Source organism: bacterium Unc6 (genome assembly GCA_013626165.1).
Classification (GTDB): domain Bacteria; phylum Omnitrophota; class Gorgyraeia; order Velesiimonadales; family Velesiimonadaceae; genus Velesiimonas; species Velesiimonas alkalicola.
On the sequence record NDHX01000002.1, the window covers coordinates 110939 to 131428 of the forward strand.

The following is a 20490-nucleotide window of genomic DNA, read 5'->3' on the forward strand; positions in this document are numbered from 1 at the left end:
AAAGTTTATTAATGTATCTATTATAGTCCAGCACGCTTTTTCAACATATCTGCCTTGTCGGTTTTTTCCCATGTAAAATCGGGATCATTTCTTCCAAAGTGTCCGTAAGCAGCAGTCTTTTTATAGATAGGCCTTTTTAATTTAAGGTGCTCTATAATTCCAGCGGGTGTAAGAGAAAAGTTTTCAATTATTAGTTCAATTATTTTGCTATCCAAAATTTTACCTGTCCCAAAAGTATCCACAGAAACACTTACAGGTTTTGCAACACCTATAGAATATGCAATCTGCACCTCGCATTTGTAGGCAAGCCCTGCTGCAACAACATTTTTGGCAATATACCGTGCCATGTAACTCCCGGACCTGTCAACCTTTGAAGGATCTTTGCCCGAAAAACAACCACCGCCATGATGGCCCATTCCACCATAGGTATCAACAATAATTTTTCTTCCTGTTAAACCTGAATCAGCCTCAGGGCCTCCAATTGCAAATATACCTGTGGCATTTATAAATATCCTTGTATTCTTATCCATCCATCTGCCGCAGACAGGCTTTATTACCTTTTTCATAATATCTGAAACCATTTGTTTCCTACCGACCTTGGGGTCATGATGGGCTGCAATAACAATTGCATCTATCCTTTTTGGTCTATCATCTTCATATTCTACTGTAACCTGCGACTTTCCATCAGGTCTCATCCAGGGAATAACCTTTTTCTTTCTTACCTCTGCCATCTTAAATGTAAGTCCATGAGCAAGGGTAATGGGAAGCGGCATAAGATGAGGAGTTTCTTTTACTGCGAAACCAAACATCATTCCCTGATCCCCGGCTCCTTGCTCATGTGTCTTTGTTTGTGTAACACCTACTGATATGTTTTTACTCTGTTCATGGATACTTGTTAAAACACCACAATCGTGACAATCAAGCCCATATTCCGGATTGGTATATCCAATCTCCTTTAATGTATTTCTTACAATCGCAGGAATATCTACATAACAGGATGTTGTAATCTCTCCTGCAACCATTATAAAACCTGTTGAAGTAAGACATTCACATGCAACCCTTGCATCAGAATCTTTTTCAAGTATAGCATCTAAAATAGCATCGGCAACCTTATCGCATATCTTGTCCGGATGTCCTTCTGTTACAGACTCTGATGTGAACAAATATTTTTTAAGCACTTATCCTCTTGTTTTAAGACAATCCAAAAATAGAGGTGCAAAATAAAGGTTGTGACACAGCCTCAATGACAGGATGAGATTTGGTTTCACCTCGTAATGACAAACCGGATTTATAAGTAGTAATATTTACCCCAAGAAGAGCAGCAATATGAGCGGAAACTGACATTGATAACCCTTCCAAATTATAGCCCCCTTCCAATACCGAAACTATACGGCCGTTACAGATATTCTCTGCCAGTTCTTTCAATATGGCGGTCATCTGCGCAAATCCTTCCGGTGTAAGTTGCATATCACCCAAAGGGTCATCCTTATGGGCATCAAACCCGGCAGAAATAAAGATAAAATCCGGTTTGAATTTAATAATTTCTGGTTTCAGAATATTTTGAAAGACCTTCTGGTATGCTTCATCGCCACTGCCTGCCGGAAGTGGTACATTAAAAGTATAACCGTATCCATCCCCTGTCCCTTTCTCTTCACTTCTGCCGGAACCGGGGTAGAAAGGATATTGGTGGACCGAAAAGAAAAAGACGGTGGGGTCATCGTAAAAAGCATCCTGTGTTCCGTTGCCATGATGTACATCCCAGTCCACAATAAATACTTTTTTAAGGTTGTATTTTTTCTGTAAGTATCGTGCCCCGATAGCCACATTGTTGAACAGGCAAAACCCCATTGCTTTATCTTTAATCGCATGGTGTCCGGGGGGACGCACGGCGCAGAATGCACTTCTTATTTTCCCACTCATAACCGCATCTATTGCTTTTAACACTCCGCCAAGAGCCAGAAGCGCCACATTAAAAGATTCCTCTGAAATGCCTGTATCTGGTGAATGCAGGTACTTTTGACCGGACTGTGAGACTTTCATTACCTCTCTGACATAGTCCGGGGAATGAATCTGGGTGATCCATTCTACATTCGCCGGCAAGGGTTTAATATGTAAAAGCTGGTGAAACAGGTTCTTCTTCCTCAATCCTTTCAGGATAGCATTAAGTCTTACCGGCTGTTCCGGATGGGTCTTTCCCGGATTATGTGCCAGATAAAAGTCATCATAGACAAATCCTGTAGTAGGAGAGTTTTTCTCTTTCTTGAAAATAATTTCCTTCAGGGCAACAGACCAGTTTTCTGCCATCAGTTCATACCCTTTTTCATTCGGGTGTATGCCATCTTCAAGATACTCCACGTTGTCCTTAAAAGTGTATAGTTGTCCACAAGGGGAATGGATAATTTCTTGTTTATTCCCCTTATTTCCGGATTAATTATGTCCTTAACCCTTTTCGCTATTGATTCGGGAATACCTAAGTCCGCTTTAAGAGGAGGCACTGTAGCCAGCAGAATTTTGGGCGGTTTTGCTCGGCATAATTTATTATTAATAAACAGAATCAACTTTTCCATATTTACCCTGAATGACGCATCTTCTTCTTTTGATATTACTCAATTACCTAATACAAACGTAATAAGTAAAATTACAAAAGTAAAATGACACAATTAAAAAAAATCCCCCTTCATCCCCCCTTTTTCAAAGGGGGAGATCCCTCACATTCCCCTCTCACCAAGAGGGTGCCCGAAAGAAAGGTTAGGGGAAATTTTATGTAAAGTAATTTAACACATTTGTATTAATACTTAATACCTGTTGCCAGTGCCTTGTTTTTATATATCTCACCAGCTTTTTTATATTCATTTTTATCGCCTATATCTAACCATTCACCCTCAAACTTATATCCATATGTATTTTCCACTTTATATAACCAGGAAATATAATGACCTGGTTGATCTGGGTTATTTCCTTCCTCTATGTATCTGTTTACTAGTTTAAGTGTATGCGAAGGAAAAAAGTAAAGACATATGGCAACAAGATTTGAACGCGGTTGTTTTGGCTTTTCTTCAAAGTGTATTATATGGTTTTTTTTATCAATTTCAACTGCACTGTATCTTTTTACCGCAGATATATCCTGCACCTTATACAATCCTATTGTAGAATATGGAATATGTTTTTTTGCAAAAGAATAAAATTTCATCATATCAAAATCAAAAAGGTTATCGCCTGCAACAACCAGTGTATCATCCTTTATCTTTTTTTCTTCAAAAACAAACCTCATATCGCCTACAGCACCTCTTTTATCAACATCACTCAATGTGCCGTCATCAATTATTTTTATAGAAACATCGGTTTGATATGTATTTGCCCAGATTTTAAATTTTTCTGCAAATTTATGGTTTGTAACAATTATACATTCTGATATATCAGGAATTACAAAAAGGTTTTTCAAGATATGTTCAAGTATAGGCTTGTTGGCAACATGCAACAACGGCTTTGGTTTATCAAGTGTAAGCGGGTACAACCTTGTTGCATATCCTGCTGCAAGAATAAGTATTTTCATACTTCTTTTATGGAATAACAAATGTTTGAAATCCCATCTGTCTTAATTTTTCTGCAAAATCTTTTGCTTCTGCCCTTGTCTGAAATTTACCTGCTCTTACCTTAAAAAGAGGTTTTCTATTTTTTTCAGCCTCTACAATCTCTGCCTGTATAGCTTTTTTGGAAAGGTCTCGGACAAGGCCGTCTGCGCTTGACCTTTTACTGTACGCACCAACCTGAACACGAAAATATGGAACCTCCGTTCTGAGAATTTCCTCTGCCATTGCAGCCTCAGGGCTTAAGGGATAATTTTCTATCAACCCCTTTAAAATCCTTCTTGAATCTTCCCATCTTGAAATATACTGAAAACACCTTGCCAATTTGAACTTAACAGTGGGTATGTTATCAAGATTTGGATTTTCCTGAATAAATTCTTCATACCCCAAAGATGCCTCCATATACTTACCTGCAACAAAATCACAATCAATAAGTGCTAATTTTATTTGTTTAATTAGATTTTTATCAGAGGTTATACCGAGAAGTTTATTAAACTCTGCTTTTGCATTGTCTGTGTCCTGTTTTTGTAAAAAAGATAGTCCTTTAAGATAATAAACAGATTCGGGTTTCAAAAAATGAAACCTTTTTAAGATGTCATCACATACCCTAATACAGGAAATATAATCAGACCTCAGATATAATTCATCCGCAAGAGCCTTCATCTGAACAAATCTCCTTGGCTTTTGCCTTGCGTCACAAACAAAGCAGGAACCGATAACAACTATAAATACTAATACAGATTTAAACATATTCATCTTTTATTTTTTTGCTTTGTTTAAATTAAAAATTTTTAATTTTTGAACTTTTATCAAATATAAAATTGAAGATATTATTTTATGCCCTTGTTTTTCCGCCGGAAATATTTATACAGGTTCCTGCAATATAACCTGCAAGGTCTGATGCAAGAAAACAGACCGTATCTGCCACTTCTTCAAGTTTTCCAACCCTTCCAAGCGGAATAGAAACTTTCTCATAAGATTTTCTTAATTCTTCTACGCTTATGCCTCTTGTATATGCAAGGGCCCTTTCATACTCAGGTGTTCTTAAGGCTGTTGCCTCTAATATGCCAGGTGTTACACCTGCAACCCTTATATTATATTTCCCAAGTTCTTTTGCCCACGACCTCGTATACGAATAAAGGGCAGCCTTTGTTGCCGCATACATACTCTGCCCCTGTGAACCTTCAAGCCCGCTTTCGGAAGAAACATTTATTATGACGCCTTTTTTTTGTTTTATCATAATCCTTGCAACCCCTTGCGCACAGAAAAATGCACCCTTCTGGTTTATTAAAACTGTTTTATCCCATATGGCTTCCGTTGCATCTTCTTTTCCGGCAGGATCAACAAGAAGCCTGGGTATAAGTATCCCTGCATTATTTACAAGTATGTCTATCCTTTTATGTTTCTCAAATATGGTGTTCACCATATCGTCTATACTTTTCTTGTTGCCCACATCGCACTGCACAAACATAACCTTGCAACCATTTATTGTATTCTTAAAATCAGTTATGGTTTTTTCCGCAACATCCCCGTTTATATCAACAATAACAACAGAGGAGCCGGCAGAAAGAAATTTTCCTGATATTGCCTTTCCTATGCCAGATGCTCCACCGGTTATAATAGAAACTTTGCCACTTAAATCTATATTTATCATATTTTTTAGGTTTAGTTTGTATTAGGCTATCTGACTATCCTTTTTATTTTTCTTGCAACTCTTTCTGCCAGTATTCTGTACCCCTGACTATTGGGATAATATAAGCCACTTCTGTACCGTGGGTTTGTCATTACCCCATCAAGCCAGTTTGGTATATATATACAGCCAAACTCTTCAGCTAGCTTTTTATAGCGGTAGGAATACTCATCCTTTTTCATTCCCATTTTAAGTCCTAATATTACACATACAGCCCCTTTTTTTTGAATTTCTAATATAATTTTTTCAAGGTTTTGAAAGGTCTGGTCAACAGGAATTCTTTTAAAAAAATCCTGCCTGCCAAGTTCAATAATTACTATTTGTGGATTCTGTGTTAGAACATCTCTTTTCAATACATCAATCGCAGATTCCGTCGTTCTACCTTCCGCAGAGACATTAACAACCACAACCTTGTTTAACATCTTTGCAAGCTGGCTTGGATAATCCTCACCCAAGGGCACTCCCCTGCCTGCTGTTAAATCCTCTCCAAAACATACAATAAGCGTGTCTTTACGCCCATTAGTCAAAGAAGATATATTTACGATTTTTTGCCCTGATAAAAAACCTAAAAGAAAGATTATACAGATAATAACAGATACAACAAGGAAAAAAAGAATAAATTTTCGCATATCTTACAGTTTATAGCCTATACTCCTTAAAAAACTTTTTCTCCATTTTATATCTTCTTCCTTTTCCGTTCCTTTCGGCGAAAAACCGTCAATAACACCCATTACACCCCTTCCCTGCGAAGTCCGGGCAATTACAACCTGAATGGGATTTGCGCTGGCACAGTATATATTGCACACCTCAGATACATTTTTTAAATTCTGCATACAGTTTATCGGAAACGCTCCCTTGATAAGCAGGACAAAACAGTGCCCGGCACCGATTCTTTCTGCTATTTCAATTGAATATTTTTTTAATTCCTCATCATTTGCTTCTGACCTTATAAGACACTTGCCCGAAGATTCACAGAATGAAACTGCAATCTTTATACCCGGGACACTTCCGATTATAGCCTCATATATATCCTCAACGGTTTTTATAAAATGCGCCTGCCCTAATATGATGTTTATATTCTCGTAAGGGCTTATTTCAACAACCTCAAGATTTATATCCATTTTTCTACCCTTCAACTAATTTAAAATTCTGAATTATGGTGAAGAAACACCCCGTTCCCTCCCCCACTTTTCCATGCCCGTGATTTGCCCCCGACACAAGTTAATGGCAAGTGCTGTGGCGGTGGGCAGATAATTATGATAAATCAGGAAATCTCAACATCTTTTATATAAAAACATATATCCTGAACAATTTCTTTTATAAAATCTTGACTGTAAGGTTTTATATTAAGATATGTTGGATCAAGTGTGTCCCTTGGAACAAACTGTTGAAGGATAATCTTTTTTATACCGAGATAAAATAGTTCCCTGGCAAAACCTTTGAAGTCTTCTCCGTCAAATATTGTCGGAACAAGGGTTGTTCTAAAATCCGAGTCTATGTTGTTTTCTATGATAATCTTTACGGACTTAACAATATTATCTACTGAAACATCCCCACCTGTTGCAACCCTATATTTTTCAGAATTCAAAGGAGCTTTTATATCTATTGAAAACGAATCAGCAAGACCTGAATCAATAAGATACCTTATTATATCGGGATCTGTTCCGTTTGTGAATATCTTTGTTTTTAGATTCATCTGTTTTATATTTTTTAAAAGAAGGGGTAATCCTTTATCTGTGGTAGGCTCCCCTCCCGATACGACGACCGCATCGATCCATCCCTTTTTCTCTTTTAAATATCTTTCTATGCTTTCCCATTTTACTTCAGGCTGGCTTTCAGGATTGGTCACAAGAGCACTCGAATGGCAGAAAGGACATCTTAAATTACACCCTCCCAAAAATACAACAGAACATATTTTTCCTTTCCATTCAATTAAACTTACGGGTAAAAATCCCTTTATCTTTGGCATCATATCTACATATAAGGTTAAGAAGGACTGTGCACTCTTTTTGTATCTTATGTGTGTTATTGTCGTATAAAGATACCAGAAAACTATTCACTTACCTTGAAAATATTACAGGAATGTTTTTCTTTTTCTACAAACCTTGATTGTCTGGTGGAAAGTTCTTTAAAATCAACCAGGTGAGCATCAAAATCCGGGCCATCCACGCAGGTAAAAAGTGTTTTACCTCCCACACTTACCCTGCAAGAACCGCACATACCTGTTCCGTCCACCATTATTGAATTTAAGGACACTATGGTTTTTATACCCAATACTCTTGTGGTTTCAGACACAGCCTGCATCATTGGTATTGGTCCTACTGCAAAAATTATATCAATTTTTTCTTTTTGTATAACTTGTTTTAAAATATCTGTTACAAGTCCTTTTTTACCGTAAGAACCGTCGTCGGTTGTAATCTTAAGCATATCACTTGTAAAGTGCATCTGCTGTTCAAGTACTGCAAGATTTTTTGTCCTGAAACCAATGATTGATATAACCCTGTTGCCTGCTGTTTTAAGTGCAACCGCTATGGGATAAACCTCTGCAACACCAACCCCTCCTCCTACACAAACAGAGGTCCCAAACTTTTCAATATGCGTTGGTGTCCCCAGAGGACCTGCAATATCTTCTATATATTCTCCTTGCTGAAGACTGCCGAGCCATTTAGTGCTTTTTCCTACTTCTTGAAATATAATTGTTATTGTTCCTTTTTCAAGATTTGTTCCGGCAATTGTAAGCGGAAATCTTTCTCCTTTTTCTTGTATTTTAATTATTATAAACTGACCTGGTTTTGCTCCCTGTACAATCCTCGGTGCTTCTATAACCATCTGAACTGTCACTTCATTTAATCTTTTTCTTTCTACTATTTTATTCATATCATTCATACCTGTATTATTAAATGGACTCTTTCTATTGAAAATGCCTTTCCAGTTTTTTCATTTATATCTGCTATTATACCCTGAATCTGCATATCACCTTTTGCAACCTCACACTTTACAGGCACCTGTTTAATAAATCTTTCTATTATCTGTTCAGGTTTTCTTCCAAGTATTGAATTCAAAGGGCCTGTCATACCTATATCCGTTATATATGCTGTGCCTTCTGGGAATATTCTTTCATCTGCGGTCGGTATGTGTGTATGTGTGCCAAATATTACACTTACTTTCCCTTTAAGAAAATATGCGAGGGCAAGTTTTTCAGACGTTGCCTCCGCGTGCACATCTACACATATGATATTTGTTTCTTTTCTTAACTGCCCTACTATCTTTTCGGCAAAGCTAAAAGGGTTTTCAAGAGGTTTCATAAAGACCCTTCCCTGTAGCTGTAAAACCCCTATTTTGAGGTTGTGTTTTTCAATAATTACACTTCCAACACCCGGGGTAAAGAGAGGATAATTTACAGGTCTTAAAAAATTTTTTATTGTACCTATCACAGATATCATCTGTTTTTGGTCCCATATATGGTCACCTGTTGTGATAATATCCGCGCCACTTTGAAAAATTTCCTGTGCAGTTTCTTCGGTTATGCCTGCCCCTCCTGCTGCATTTTCTGCATTTGCAATTATAACATCCAGAGGTTTTGATTGTTTAATTATCTTAAGTCCTGCCTTAAATGCTTTTCTTCCCGGTTCACCAACAATATCTCCTACGCAAAGCACCTTCATTTTGCAATCTCCACTGCTCTTAATTCTCTTATAACAACAACCTTAATTTGACCAGGATACCCAAGTTCAGCCTCTATCTTCTTTCTTATATCTTTTGCAAGTATAAACACATCTGCATCACTTATCTTTTCAGGTATAACTATAACCCTTATCTCACGACCCGCATGTATTGCAAATGTGTTCTGGACACCCTTAAACACATTTGCAATCTCTTCCAATTTCTTTATTCTTTTTAAGTATGCTTCTACTGTTTCTCTTCTTGCGCCAGGGCGGGAAGCACTTATTGCATCAGCAGCCTGTACAAGAGCAGCATAAAGTCCCTTAGGTTCAATTTCTTCGTGATGGGATTCTATTGCCTGTGCAACCTCTGCTGATTCCCCATACTTTCTTGCAATATCCGCTCCTATATTAGCATGCGTGCCTTCGGTATTGTGGTCTAATGCCTTTCCGATATCGTGGAGTATTCCTATTCTTCTTGCAAGAGAAAAATCCGCTTTTAATTCGCTCGCAAGAACACCCATCAAAAACGTTGTTTCTTTTGAATGTTGGAGAACATTTTGTCCATAACTTGTCCTGTACTTTAATCTGCCAATAAGTTTTACCAGCTCTGGATGAAGATTATGTACCCCAACTTCAAATATCGCCCTTTCACCTTCTTCACAGATTGTATTGTCAACCTCTTTTTTTACTTTTTCAACTACATCTTCAATCCTTCCTGGATGAATCCTGCCATCTGCCATAAGACACTCTAATGAAATTCTTGCAACCTCCCGCCTTACAGGATCAAAAGATGACAGAGTTACAGAGCCGGGCGTATCATCAATAATAAGTTCAACACCCGTGAGTTCTTCAAGCGCCCTTATGTTCCTTCCCTCTCTTCCGATAATCCGTCCTTTCATATCATCATTGGAAAGATTAACCACTGTAACGGTTGCACCCGCTGTATGGTCTGCTGCACACCTCTGTATTGCAAGGCTTATGATTTCTTTTGCATTTTTTTCTGCATTTTCTTTCGCCTCATTTTCAATCCTTTTTATAATAAGGCTCGCCTCCTGCTGTGCCTCATCCTTCATTCTTTCAAGAAGAAGTCTTTTTGCCTGTTCGGAGTTCATGCCTGATATAGACTGTAGTTTGCATTTTTCTTCCTGAATAAGATTTAACAATTCATTAGAATGTACCCGGATGTTTTTTTCCTTATCCGCAATTTCTCTTTCTCTTGTCTGAACATTGCTTTCTTTTTTCTCTAAGATATCAACCTTTCTTTCAAGATTTTCCTCTCTTTGTATGAGCCTTTTTTCAAGGCTTAATATGTCCTGTCGTCTTTCTTTTATTTCTTTTTCAAAATCTGACCTTGAGCGGTACAATATTTCTTTTGCTTCTATCTGTGCATTTTTTATTTTATCCTGTACATTTTTTTTTGCATCTTCAAGTATCTGTTTTGCTTCTCTATAAGATTTTTTCTTAAAACCTAAAAATATAGTTGCCGTAAAAATTACACCTATGGATATACCTATAACAAATGCAATTATTAAAAACAAAGAAATGTTCTCCATCTTACCTCCTCCACTTTATACCTGTCTGCCCAAAAGGTATGTTAGTATTATGAGGTGATAAGATGCGTGAGTGGAATATCGTGGGACTCTATTGGAAGATTCTGAACGATCTGGAACTTAAAACCAATCCCTACCTTTGGCACATCCGGTGAAAGTGTGCTTAAAAAACGGTCATAATAGCCGCCTCCTCTGCCCAACCTTCTTTTACTTTTATCAAAGGCAACACCAGGGACAACCACAAGATCAATCTGCGATAAGTCCACAGGTCTAAAATTAGAAGGGATTGGTTCTGGAATGCCATATTTACCTTTTTTTTGAAGTTCCTTTTCAGGATTTAATAGTTCAGAAGCCATAAGAAAATTATCCTTTACAAGTGGAACAACTACTTTTTTCCCAATCTTCAGAGCCTCAGATATCATTCGCATCGTCTCAACCTCTCCATTAAATGAAACAAAAAACATCACTACTTTTGCCAACTTAAATTCTTTTAAAGAAAATAATTTTTTATAAATAAGCAGACTTCTCAAATGCCTTAAAAATATATTCTGTGAAGATATTTTTAAAAGTATTTTCTTCCTTATATCTTTCTTTAACAGTTTGACCTTTATTTTATCCGGAATCTTTTCCATTGTCAAGCTTTTTTTAACCCATGTCATTTAAGAATTAAAAGTGGACAGGTTTTTTGTTGAACTCCAATGATAAGATTTACCACGCTTGAAACGTTTTCGGAGTCAGGTGCAGCGATTGGTTAAGCCATTACTGCGGTCAACGGTTTTCATTTTGAATGATAATTTTAGAATCTGGATTCTTAGGAAGAACCGGAAGTTTTTGTTCTTTCAGCAAATCAATATGCTCTTTTATTTTCCACTTAGCCTTATACAAACAATCTTCTACAGAATGTCCTATGCCTGAAAAGCCTTCCAAGTCAAGGGAATAAAAACCGAAATAATCTGGTTCTTCAGTAGATTCAATCACTAATGAGTATGGCAATTCAATCATATCATCATCCTCCCTCTTGTAACCGCTTGATTCCTGCGGCCTTTAGAATATTATGGCAAGTGCCTGTGGGAACTTCCTTTGACCCATGGTAATCAACCCGAATCAATTTATCCCGTTCAGACTTTTCATAGTATCTTATTGAACCTTTCTGTTTCACAACTCTAAAACCCATTTTCTTCTAACAGTCTAGCCAGTTCACTGAACTTTATATAGTTCTCCAGGTATTATTTGATGGTCTAACAAGTAATTAGACAGTTTATTAGTCCGTTATTAGTCAGTTACAAAAAGTATAGCAAAAAGGCTTGATTCTGTCAATGGCATGCAAATACCTTTTTTAATTTTGCCATAAGCAATTTTATTCCTACAGTTTTTACTTTTAGAATATTTTCTTAGGCTGTCCACCATTCTAACCATCTCCTTATTGAGGCTTATTCTACTATAAATTGGGTGTAATTGTATAAAATAGCCTATCTTATTCTTTCTATGGTGATTACTGTTTCTTTCAGTCTTCGATTATTACTTAATTTATGTAAATAAATTAACCAAGAACCAGAAAAAACCCTGACCTTCAATGTTGCATATGTATCTTAACTTTTTCAGTGGCTATAGAATATCAAATATAAAACAAATAAAAAGAACTTAAAATGCTTTCTCATTGCTTTTTATAAATATTTTGATAAAATGAAAATATATTCAGGAGGAGAGAATGGAGGATATAAAATATAATTTTTTAAAGTACCAGGATGAATTTAAGTATTTAGTGGAGCAATGGAAAGCAAAGGGTGATACACAAAAATTTTTTGATAAAGACCCTACATTGTGGAAAACAGAGCCTGAACATAAAAAAATTATAGAAAACAGATTAGGATGGCTTAATGCTCCCGAAGAATTTAAAAGCAGGATACAGGAGATAACAGGTTTTGTAAAAGAAATAAAAGCAGGCGGGTTTAAAGATATTGTGCTTCTCGGTATGGGAGGCTCAATCTTGTGTTCAGAAGTATTAAGAAAAACTTACCCTCACAAAAAATCTTTCCCCCGTCTTTATGTTCTTGATTCAACCGACCCTGAAACCATACTGAATATAGAAAAATCCGTTGATTTAAGACATACACTCTTTGTTGTAGCAAGCAAATCAGGGACAACCATTGAAGCGCTCTCTTATTTTAAGTATTTTTATAAAAAAATTTCATTTATAACCAGATGTGGATTTAAAAATTTTTGTGCAATAACTGACCAGGGCACACCTCTTGAAAAAGATGCACAAAGGATTGGTTTTTGCAAGATATTTATAAACCCATCTGATATAGGAGGCAGGTACTCGGCACTTTCATTTTTTGGGCTTGTTCCAGCCGCACTTGCTGGTATTGATATTAAGAAAATGCTTGATGATGCAACAAATTTATTAGAGAAAAGCAAAAAAGAGCCGCTATACACACCTTTTGGATTAGGAATCTGTATCGGACTTTTTGCAACAAAAGGAAAAAACAAGATTACGATTATAACAGACCCCAAAATAAAACATTTTGGTTTATGGCTTGAACAACTTATTGCAGAAAGTACAGGAAAAGAAGGAAAAGGTGTACTTCCGATTACTGATGAGCCTGTTATGAAAACATATTCAGATGATAGGCTGTTCGTATACTTAAAGTGCGGAAAGTCTTGTATGAGAACAAAAGACTTAATTAAAAACCTTGTCCAACAAAAAAAACCGGTTATAGAAATTCAGACAAAAGACATAAAAAACATAGGAAGTGACATCATGGGCTGGGAAATCGCAACAGCAGTATGTGCCTCGGTAATGAACATAAATCCCTTTGACGAACCTAATGTCCAAGAGAGCAAGGAAAATACAAAGATGCTTCTTGAAAATCCCAAACAAATGAAAGCACTGCACAAACCATTACTAAAACTGGATGAAGCCCAGATAAAAGAATTTCTAAAAGATTTAAAACCGCCTGAATATGTTGCAATATTATTTTATGGAGAGCCCCAACAGTATGCCTTTAAAAACTATGTCCAAAAGATAAGACAGGCAATATCTAAAAGTTATGCCGTTGCAACCATAGTAGGAATAGGTCCAAGATATCTTCATTCAACAGGCCAGATATTCAAAGGAGGACCAAAAGACTCAAGATTCATATTTATAACTACAAAAAGTAAGACAGACTGCAAAATTCCATCTTCTTCTTATACATTTAAAAAACTTCAAAGTGCCCAGGCAATAGGCGATATACAAGCAATCCTTAACAGAAAAAGAAAATGTATCTGGATTGAAATATCTGAGGAAGACGAATTAAAAAATTTTCTCAGCCTCATTAAAAACAGGGTAAGATAATGTATTCTGCAATAAATTCTGGCATATTTTTTATTTTAACATATCTTGTTTTACCCATCTCCACAATACAAACTCTATGGCTTAAAAAAACAATAAAATTCCCCTTTCCAAATTTATTTTTAAGAACCGCCCTTGTTAACTATTCAGGGTATTTATTAACATTTCTCGTATTATCGGCAATACCGCAAGGAATAATGGAATATAAATACTATGAGGCCTGGTCTGTTGCAGGACTTGTAGTGTGTGTCCCGCTTCTTGTCTTTTTAAGCACACCTGCAATTTTATTGTTATTTCCTTCTGCAAAACCTGTAAGGCAAAAATGGTTATATGCTTTGCAGATATCAATAAAAACCCAGCCCGTTTTTTGTATTATCTGTGGTATCTTATTCCTGATATTTTTGTATGTGCTTTCCCCAAAATATCATCAGTCGTCTATAACTTTGGATTTAAACAAAATAATTATACATTCAACTGATAAACAAAAAAAGGGCCTGGATTTTAGATTTTTATCATTAAAAGACAGAGGATTAAACATTGCTGATGAGCCTCATCTTATTGTATTGACACAAAATCCTGATTTAATACAAAAACAGTCAATTATTGAAAACTTTAAAAAAGTGTTTTCAAAAGAGATTGAAAAGAAATGGTCAATAACCGACCTGTATCTTTCAGATGATGGAATAATGCTTGCGGTTATCCGTTCGCAGTATTATGATTCTATTGCATACATAGATATTATAAACTCATATGTTCTTTCGGTACATCATTCAAAAAATAACGAAAGGATATTTTACCCAAGATTATCTGATGATAAAGAAAGCATTGCATTTATCCAGGCAGATGAGACTTCAAAAAAAGGCATAATATATGTAATAAGAAGAGGAACAGGCGGAAAAAAATTAAAGGTATATGGAAAACCTGTTTCACTGCAGGGACTTTATTTTGGGCCTGAGAAAGAACAGATTACATTTGTAGACCTGCAGAACAGAATAAGAACAGTAAGATTTTTTGCAAAAAAATCAGAAATACTTTTTGAGGGTAGGTATCCGCTCTGGTCAAAAGATTATCAACATATTTTATTTTGTGGGACAGATAATAAACCATATATTCATAATATGGGAAAAAATAAAAAAACAAGAATAAACCTACCAGGGTATACAGGTGGAGTATTCATAGCCCTGACAGATGGCTACATAATGTATAGGGGATATTCTTCTTATATTGCAAAAAAATATAACAATGTAAGTCTTTTCCACCCGCGGCAAAAAAAGATGTTCTTCCTTGCCTCTGATACAACCCTGCCCTTGAGTTTCTGGGGCGGTAAAATATCTCCAAAAGAAAAGTAAAAAATATTATCTGTTATTATATAATTATCCTGTTGACACCCAATAACAAATGTGCAGATATTTTACTAAAAAGGTATCAACCCCATTAGAGATAAAAAACTTCTACACAGGGTAAGACATCTCTATCCTGCTTAAACCTTGAAACCTTAAACTAAAATCCATTGCTCAAAGATACTACAACTGACAAATATATTTATGTATGGATAATGCCGCTTTTTTACCCGCACCCATTGCCTCAATAACTGTTGCGGCACCTGTAACAATATCTCCGCCTGCAAATATGTCCATAACAGATGACCGCTGGTCAGAATCTGTTTCTATATAACCATTCTTGTTAAGTTTCAATCCTTCTATTGTTTCTAAAAGAAGCGGATTTGGCCCCTGCCCTATTGCAACAATCGCCAGGTCAACAGGCAATTCAAACTCAGAATCTTTTACAGGGACAGGCCTTCTCCTTCCACTTGAATCCGGTTCTCCAAGTCTATTCTTGATGCATAGCATAGACTTTATAGTACCTTTTTCGCTCCCTGTAAATTTAACAGGGTTTGTTAAAAATATAAATTTAATCCCCTCTTCTTTTGCATTAGCCACTTCTTCTTTCCTTGCAGGAAGCTCTTCATCTCCTCTTCTGTAGACTATTGCGACCTGTTTTGCACCCAACCGTAAGGCAGACCTTGCGCTGTCTACTGCAACATTCCCTCCACCTATAACTGCAACCTTTTCCCCTATTTCAACCGGTGTATCATATTCAGGGAATTTGTAGGCTTTCATAAGATTAACTCGGGTAAGAAATTCATTTGCAGAATATACACCATTTAAATTTTCGCCCTCTACACCTAAAAAATACGGAAGCCCTGCTCCTGCTCCTATAAAAAATGCCTTAAAACCCTCTTTTCTTAACTCTTCAATACTAACAGTTTTCCCTACAATAACATTGACCTCTATTTGGACACCCAAACTTTGGACATAGTCTACCTCTTTCTCCACAATTGCCTTAGGCAATCTGAATTCAGGTATACCATACTGAAGAACTCCTCCTACTTTGTGAAGAGACTCAAAAATTGTAACATTATAACCCATTTTTGCAAGGTCTGCCGCGCAGGTAAGCCCTGCAGGACCTGAGCCGATTATTCCAATCTTTATATTATTTTTTTCCCCTTGATTTTGGACATCTTCACTGTTTTCTTCTCCATAATCTGCTGCTGCACGCTCTAAGGTTCCTATATCAATGGGTTCGCTTTTCTTGGCCAGCACACAAAGAGCCTCACACTGGGTCTCCTGCGGACACACCCTTCCGCACGCTGCAGGAAGGTTATTCTTTTCTCTTATTTTATCTAAAGCTTCTTTAAATTTTCCTTCTTTTATCAATTGAATAAAAGACGGAATATCTATAAATACAGGACATCCTTCTACACATTTAGGCTTTGGACAATTAAGACATCTTTTTGCTTCCTTTATTGCATCTTCTACCGAGTACCCAAGCGCAACTTCTTCAAAGTTTTTTATACGCCTGTCTGCTTCTTGTTTCCTGATTTGAATCCCCTCCATACCAAGTATCCTAATACCCTACCACTGCACTCATATGAGGACCACCTGATACCTCAAGCATCTTTTGAAGTGAACGAAGCGCTTTAATTCTTATATCTTCTGGAACTTTCACCTCATACACCATATATTCAAGTGAATGGGCAATCCATCCTAATGTTATAAGTTTCATACTTGGACACAAGAGATTTTCTGTTGCAACAAAAAATTCCTTATCAGGATTTTCCTTTTTCAAACGATAAAGCATGCCTATCTCGGTACCTATAATAAATTTTTTACTGTTTGATACTTTAACATATTTAAACATACCACCTGTTGAACATATATGGTCAGCAAGGATAGTTACCTGAGGCGAACATTCCGGATGCACAACAACCTCAGCACCGGGATGGACCTTCTTCATTTCAACTATATCATCTTCCTGTACTCTTATATGCGTAGGGCAAAACCCTTTCCACAGTATTATCTGTTTTTCTGGAACCTGTGCTTGAACATATCTTCCAAGATTCCTATCGGGAATAAATATTATTTTTTCCTCCTTTAATGACCTCACAACTTCAATTGCGTTGCTGGATGTGCAACATATATCGCTTTCTGCTTTTACCCTTGCAGAAGAGTTAACATAGCATGCAACTGCTGCATCTGGATATTGTTGTCTATAATTTTTAAGTTTCTCAACGGTTACCATATCTGCCAGAGGACACCCTGCTTCTTTTACAGGAAGAAGAACCACCCTTTTAGGATTTAAAATAGATGCGGTCTCTGCCATAAAGTTAACCCCACAGAATACAATCGCATCTGCATCTGTTCTAATAGCAGCCTTGCTAAGTTCAAGGCTATCCCCGCTGATATCGGCAATATCCTGAACCTCTTCTCTTTGATAATTATGAACTATTATAACGGCATTTCTTTTTTTTTTAAGCTCATTTATTTTCTTTTTAAGTTGTTCAATATAAACTATATCATTCTTAATCTCACTGTTCATATATTTTTTATCCTATTATTCTGATCTACAATTACAACCTTTGGTTTATAGGACTTTGCTTCTTTATCATCTACAAGAGCACTTGATATTATTATAAGTAAGTCCCCAACCTCTGCCCATCTTGCTGCGCCACCGTTCATACAAACACTGCCGCTGTTTCTTTCTCCTTCTATAATATATGTTTCTATCCTTAAACCCGTGTTTAAGTTTATTATCTGAACAATCTCATTTGGAAAAATATCTGCCTTTTCCATTAAAACAGGGTCAAGCGTAAGAGAGCCTGTATAATTAAGGTTCTTATCTGTAACGGTTGCCCGATGTATCTTTGATTTACACATCCATCTTAACATAATAGCTCCTCTGCTTTATAATCTGCTCACTTTTTTTCCGCTATCTGTCTGTTTATTATATCAATAAATTCTGGAACCAAAAATTTTCCGACATCGCCCTTGCCGTGAACCCTTACCGAAACCGTTTTATCTTCTACTTCTTTTGCCCCCATTATCACAATATAAGGTATCTTCTGAACTGATGCATCTCTTATTCTTTTTGTAAGAGGCTGACTTGTATCGTCTAATTCCACGCGAATACTTGATTTCAACATATCCTGTTTTATTGTATCTGCATACTGTTTCTGCGCCTGTGTTATAGGGAGCAAAATAATCTGCACAGGTGCAAGCCATACCGGGAATGAACCTGCATAATGTTCTATCAAAATTCCAAAAAATCTTTCAAAAGAGCCTAACAATGCCCTGTGTATCATAATGGGCCTTTGTGTTTTTCCATCAGCAGATGCATAGTTTATATCAAACCTTTCGGGCTCGGCTAAATCAACCTGGATTGTGCTACACTGCCAGGCCCTGTTAAGAGAGTCTTTTATTTTTATATCTATCTTGGGACCATAAAAAACACCTCCACCTTCGTCTATACTGAATAAAATTTCTTTTTTTTCAAGTGCGGTTTTCAACGCATTTGTTGCTTTTTCCCAGCCTTTAAGTGTTCCTACAAATTTTTCAGGTCTTGTAGAAAGACATATATCGTATTTATCAAAACCTAACTCTTTAAGAAAGTTCAAACAAAAATTAAATACCCTCTGAATCTCCTCATCTAACTGTTTAGGGTCGCATATAATATGCGCATCGTCCTGTGTAAAACCTCTTACACGCATCAATCCGTGAAGAACACCTGAATCCTCATAACGATATACTGTGCCAAGTTCAGCCCATCTTATCGGAAGTTCTCTGTAACTTCTTATCTTTGATTTATATATCAAAAGATGGAAGGGACAATTCATAGGTTTTAACTGATACAGATTGCCTTCCACATCCATTGGTGCAAACATATTGCCTTGAAAAAATCCGGTATGGCCACTTGTCTCCCATAATGAAAGTTTCGCTATGTGAGGTGTATAAACAAGCTCGTAACCATTTTTTATATGTTCTTCTCTCCAGTAATTTTCCAGTACATTTCTTACCTTTGCTCCTTTAGGATGCCATAGAACAAGACCTGGTCCTGCTTCTTCTTCAATACTAAAAAGTTCTAAATCTTTACCCAACCTTCTATGGTCCCTTTTTTTAGCCTCTTCTATTGTGAAAAGATATGAATTAAGCTCTTTTATGGTAAAAAATGCTGTTCCATATATTCTCTGCAGCATTGGATTTTTTTCATTTCCTCTCCAGTATGCTCCTGCAATACTTAATAACTTAAATACCTTCGCCTCTCCGGTAGAATTTAAGTGGGGTCCTCTACACAGGTCAACAAAGTTTCCCTGCCTGTATATGGAAATACTTTCGTCTTCTATGCTTTTAAGCAGTTCTAATTTGTATTTTTCATTCAATTTTTCAAATAATTTTATAGCCTTCCGGCGAGGAATTTCTTCTCTTACAATTGGGATATTCTTTTCTATAATTTCTTTCATTTTTTGTTCAATTATCTTTATTTCTTCAGGTATAAAAGGTTTTTTAACATCAAAATCATAATAAAACCCTTCATCAGTAGAAGGTCCTATCCCAAGAAGAACTTCTGGAAAAAGTTCTTTCACTGCCTGTGCAAGTATATGAGATGTAGAATGTCTTAATGCTTGGATATCCATTTCCCCATACCTTTTTTTACCATAATTTTCTAATTTCCTGCACCCGCTTCGCAGGTAAGCCAACAGATTTTTTATTATAATATCAAATCAGCCCAGTTTTCAAAAAAGTTATCCTTAAAATCCTTGCTTGTTCTATCAAAATAAACCCATCGTCCGCGATAATTTCGTTCGGTGTTAGCGACTATTCCGCCAAAACATTTTTTGCCTTTTTTGCTCTCGGCTTGAATATATTTATACAACCCATCAATTTTTGGTCCGGCGACTTGTTTGGTAAATCCGGCTTTAGTATCAAAAAGCCCAATTCGGTCATCTTTCAATTTCACAATAAAATCAACATAAAAAGGTTTTTCCTCTCCGTTATCATAACGAACGGCAAAAAATGTTGCGTCCCTATCGCCATTTTTAAACCACCATTCAACCCTTTCCGATTTTTCCAAAAAATCAATAAAAGCCGCCTCCGATTTCCATTTCCCGTCGCTGAAAAATGGCTGCATTATTGATTTTTTGACACTGACCGCAGAATATTCTCTGCCGTAAGGTAAAGATTCTGGAATATTCCAATTTTCCACATTAACCATTTCACTTTCTCTTTTTACCACTTCCGCTTGATATTTTTCTTTTGCTTTGTCTATAACATTAACAAAATGCCGAGAATTTTTATCACTCAAAACAATCTGGACAATTTCTTCCCAT

At 36.5% G+C, this 20490-nt stretch carries 21 protein-coding genes and 1 pseudogene; 2 read left to right on the plus strand and 20 right to left on the minus strand.

The features are described from left to right. Nucleotides 1-20: 20 nt before the first annotated feature. From B9J78_01525 to B9J78_01595, 15 genes and pseudogenes are all read right to left on the minus strand, one after another. Nucleotides 21-1178 (minus strand): methionine adenosyltransferase, encoded by a 1158-nt coding sequence (locus B9J78_01525; protein MBA2123613.1) that lies wholly within the window; start codon nt 1176-1178, stop codon nt 21-23. A 13-nt stretch (nt 1179-1191) separates the two neighbouring features. Continuing rightward, nucleotides 1192-2304 (minus strand): hypothetical protein, encoded by a 1113-nt coding sequence (locus tag B9J78_01530; protein MBA2123614.1) that lies wholly within the window; start codon nt 2302-2304, stop codon nt 1192-1194. Then, nucleotides 2304-2567: a hypothetical protein gene (locus B9J78_01535; protein ID MBA2123615.1), complete on the minus strand. Its 264-nt coding sequence runs from the start codon at nt 2565-2567 to the stop codon at nt 2304-2306. Before B9J78_01535 ends, B9J78_01530 begins: the two co-directional genes overlap by 1 nt. A gap of 221 nt (nt 2568-2788) precedes the next feature. Further along, nucleotides 2789-3553, minus strand: coding sequence for a hypothetical protein (locus tag B9J78_01540; GenBank protein MBA2123616.1), 765 nt, complete (start codon nt 3551-3553; stop codon nt 2789-2791). A 7-nt stretch (nt 3554-3560) separates the two neighbouring features. After that, nucleotides 3561-4343, minus strand: coding sequence for a hypothetical protein (locus B9J78_01545; GenBank protein ID MBA2123617.1), 783 nt, complete (start codon nt 4341-4343; stop codon nt 3561-3563). Between the two features lie 79 nt (nt 4344-4422). Continuing rightward, on the minus strand, nt 4423-5241 hold the full coding sequence (locus B9J78_01550; protein ID MBA2123618.1) for a sorbitol-6-phosphate 2-dehydrogenase: 819 nt from the start codon (nt 5239-5241) through the stop codon (nt 4423-4425). Between the two features lie 26 nt (nt 5242-5267). After that, nucleotides 5268-5906 (minus strand): hypothetical protein, encoded by a 639-nt coding sequence (locus tag B9J78_01555; GenBank protein MBA2123619.1) that lies wholly within the window; start codon nt 5904-5906, stop codon nt 5268-5270. A 3-nt stretch (nt 5907-5909) separates the two neighbouring features. Beyond that, a complete protein-coding gene (locus tag B9J78_01560) occupies nt 5910-6398 on the minus strand; it encodes a hypothetical protein (GenBank protein ID MBA2123620.1) in 489 nt (162 codons plus the stop codon). A gap of 143 nt (nt 6399-6541) precedes the next feature. Further along, nucleotides 6542-7249 carry an anaerobic ribonucleoside-triphosphate reductase activating protein gene (locus B9J78_01565; GenBank protein MBA2123621.1) on the minus strand — a complete coding sequence of 236 codons (708 nt, stop codon included), beginning with the start codon at nt 7247-7249 and terminating at the stop codon, nt 6542-6544. Nucleotides 7250-7329: 80 nt separating this feature from the next. Then, a complete protein-coding gene (locus B9J78_01570; GenBank protein ID MBA2123622.1) occupies nt 7330-8154 on the minus strand; it encodes a ferredoxin-NADP reductase in 825 nt (274 codons plus the stop codon). A gap of 5 nt (nt 8155-8159) precedes the next feature. Continuing rightward, a complete protein-coding gene (locus B9J78_01575) occupies nt 8160-8942 on the minus strand; it encodes a metallophosphoesterase (GenBank protein ID MBA2123623.1) in 783 nt (260 codons plus the stop codon). Beyond that, nucleotides 8939-10495: a ribonuclease Y gene (locus B9J78_01580; protein ID MBA2123624.1), complete on the minus strand. Its 1557-nt coding sequence runs from the start codon at nt 10493-10495 to the stop codon at nt 8939-8941. The genes B9J78_01575 and B9J78_01580 overlap by 4 nt, the downstream gene beginning before the upstream one ends. A 47-nt stretch (nt 10496-10542) precedes the next feature. Continuing rightward, complete coding sequence (locus B9J78_01585) at nt 10543-11151, minus strand: 5-formyltetrahydrofolate cyclo-ligase (protein MBA2123625.1); 609 nt, start codon at nt 11149-11151, stop codon at nt 10543-10545. A gap of 109 nt (nt 11152-11260) precedes the next feature. Next, on the minus strand, nt 11261-11494 hold the full coding sequence (locus tag B9J78_01590) for a HicB family protein (protein MBA2123626.1): 234 nt from the start codon (nt 11492-11494) through the stop codon (nt 11261-11263). Between the two features lie 4 nt (nt 11495-11498). Further along, nucleotides 11499-11703 (minus strand): annotated as a pseudogene (locus B9J78_01595) (hypothetical protein). A 497-nt stretch (nt 11704-12200) separates the two neighbouring features. On the opposite strand from B9J78_01595, the gene B9J78_01600 reads away from it, so the two are divergent. Beyond that, nucleotides 12201-13829, plus strand: coding sequence for a hypothetical protein (locus tag B9J78_01600; GenBank protein ID MBA2123627.1), 1629 nt, complete (start codon nt 12201-12203; stop codon nt 13827-13829). Next, nucleotides 13829-15175 (plus strand): hypothetical protein, encoded by a 1347-nt coding sequence (locus B9J78_01605; GenBank protein MBA2123628.1) that lies wholly within the window; start codon nt 13829-13831, stop codon nt 15173-15175. The genes B9J78_01600 and B9J78_01605 overlap by 1 nt, the downstream gene beginning before the upstream one ends. A 174-nt stretch (nt 15176-15349) precedes the next feature. Here the strand turns inward: B9J78_01605 and B9J78_01610 are convergent, their stop codons facing one another. From B9J78_01610 to B9J78_01630, 5 genes are all read right to left on the minus strand, one after another. Then, complete coding sequence (locus B9J78_01610; protein ID MBA2123629.1) at nt 15350-16723, minus strand: glutamate synthase (NADPH), homotetrameric; 1374 nt, start codon at nt 16721-16723, stop codon at nt 15350-15352. 10 nt (nt 16724-16733) lie between these two features. After that, nucleotides 16734-17705, minus strand: a complete 972-nt coding sequence (locus B9J78_01615) for a quinolinate synthase (protein ID MBA2123630.1) — start codon at nt 17703-17705, stop codon at nt 16734-16736. Beyond that, on the minus strand, nt 17702-18055 hold the full coding sequence (locus B9J78_01620) for an aspartate 1-decarboxylase (GenBank protein ID MBA2123631.1): 354 nt from the start codon (nt 18053-18055) through the stop codon (nt 17702-17704). Before B9J78_01620 ends, B9J78_01615 begins: the two co-directional genes overlap by 4 nt. 26 nt (nt 18056-18081) lie before the next feature. Beyond that, entirely contained in the window at nt 18082-19797 is a 1716-nt protein-coding gene (locus B9J78_01625) for a threonine--tRNA ligase (protein ID MBA2123632.1), read from the minus strand. A 74-nt stretch (nt 19798-19871) separates the two neighbouring features. Next, nucleotides 19872-20490, minus strand: a 619-nt coding sequence (locus tag B9J78_01630; GenBank protein ID MBA2123633.1) for a hypothetical protein, incomplete at its 5' end; no start/stop codon positions are given.

Coding starts and splice junctions, on each gene's coding strand:
- B9J78_01530 (MBA2123614.1), bottom strand. CDS start 2,304: ATGGCAGAAAACTGGTCTGTTGCCCTGAAGGAAATTATTTTCAAGAAA.
- B9J78_01535 (MBA2123615.1), bottom strand. CDS start 2,567: ATGGAAAAGTTGATTCTGTTTATTAATAATAAATTATGCCGAGCAAAA.
- B9J78_01540 (MBA2123616.1), bottom strand. CDS start 3,553: ATGAAAATACTTATTCTTGCAGCAGGATATGCAACAAGGTTGTACCCG.
- B9J78_01545 (MBA2123617.1), bottom strand. CDS start 4,343: ATGAATATGTTTAAATCTGTATTAGTATTTATAGTTGTTATCGGTTCC.
- B9J78_01550 (MBA2123618.1), bottom strand. CDS start 5,241: ATGATAAATATAGATTTAAGTGGCAAAGTTTCTATTATAACCGGTGGA.
- B9J78_01555 (MBA2123619.1), bottom strand. CDS start 5,906: ATGCGAAAATTTATTCTTTTTTTCCTTGTTGTATCTGTTATTATCTGT.
- B9J78_01560 (MBA2123620.1), bottom strand. CDS start 6,398: ATGGATATAAATCTTGAGGTTGTTGAAATAAGCCCTTACGAGAATATA.
- B9J78_01565 (MBA2123621.1), bottom strand. CDS start 7,249: ATGATGCCAAAGATAAAGGGATTTTTACCCGTAAGTTTAATTGAATGG.
- B9J78_01570 (MBA2123622.1), bottom strand. CDS start 8,154: ATGAATAAAATAGTAGAAAGAAAAAGATTAAATGAAGTGACAGTTCAG.
- B9J78_01575 (MBA2123623.1), bottom strand. CDS start 8,942: ATGAAGGTGCTTTGCGTAGGAGATATTGTTGGTGAACCGGGAAGAAAA.
- B9J78_01580 (MBA2123624.1), bottom strand. CDS start 10,495: ATGGAGAACATTTCTTTGTTTTTAATAATTGCATTTGTTATAGGTATA.
- B9J78_01585 (MBA2123625.1), bottom strand. CDS start 11,151: ATGACATGGGTTAAAAAAAGCTTGACAATGGAAAAGATTCCGGATAAA.
- B9J78_01590 (MBA2123626.1), bottom strand. CDS start 11,494: ATGATTGAATTGCCATACTCATTAGTGATTGAATCTACTGAAGAACCA.
- B9J78_01600 (MBA2123627.1), top strand. CDS start 12,201: ATGGAGGATATAAAATATAATTTTTTAAAGTACCAGGATGAATTTAAG.
- B9J78_01605 (MBA2123628.1), top strand. CDS start 13,829: ATGTATTCTGCAATAAATTCTGGCATATTTTTTATTTTAACATATCTT.
- B9J78_01610 (MBA2123629.1), bottom strand. CDS start 16,723: ATGGAGGGGATTCAAATCAGGAAACAAGAAGCAGACAGGCGTATAAAA.
- B9J78_01615 (MBA2123630.1), bottom strand. CDS start 17,705: ATGAACAGTGAGATTAAGAATGATATAGTTTATATTGAACAACTTAAA.
- B9J78_01620 (MBA2123631.1), bottom strand. CDS start 18,055: ATGTTAAGATGGATGTGTAAATCAAAGATACATCGGGCAACCGTTACA.
- B9J78_01625 (MBA2123632.1), bottom strand. CDS start 19,797: ATGGATATCCAAGCATTAAGACATTCTACATCTCATATACTTGCACAG.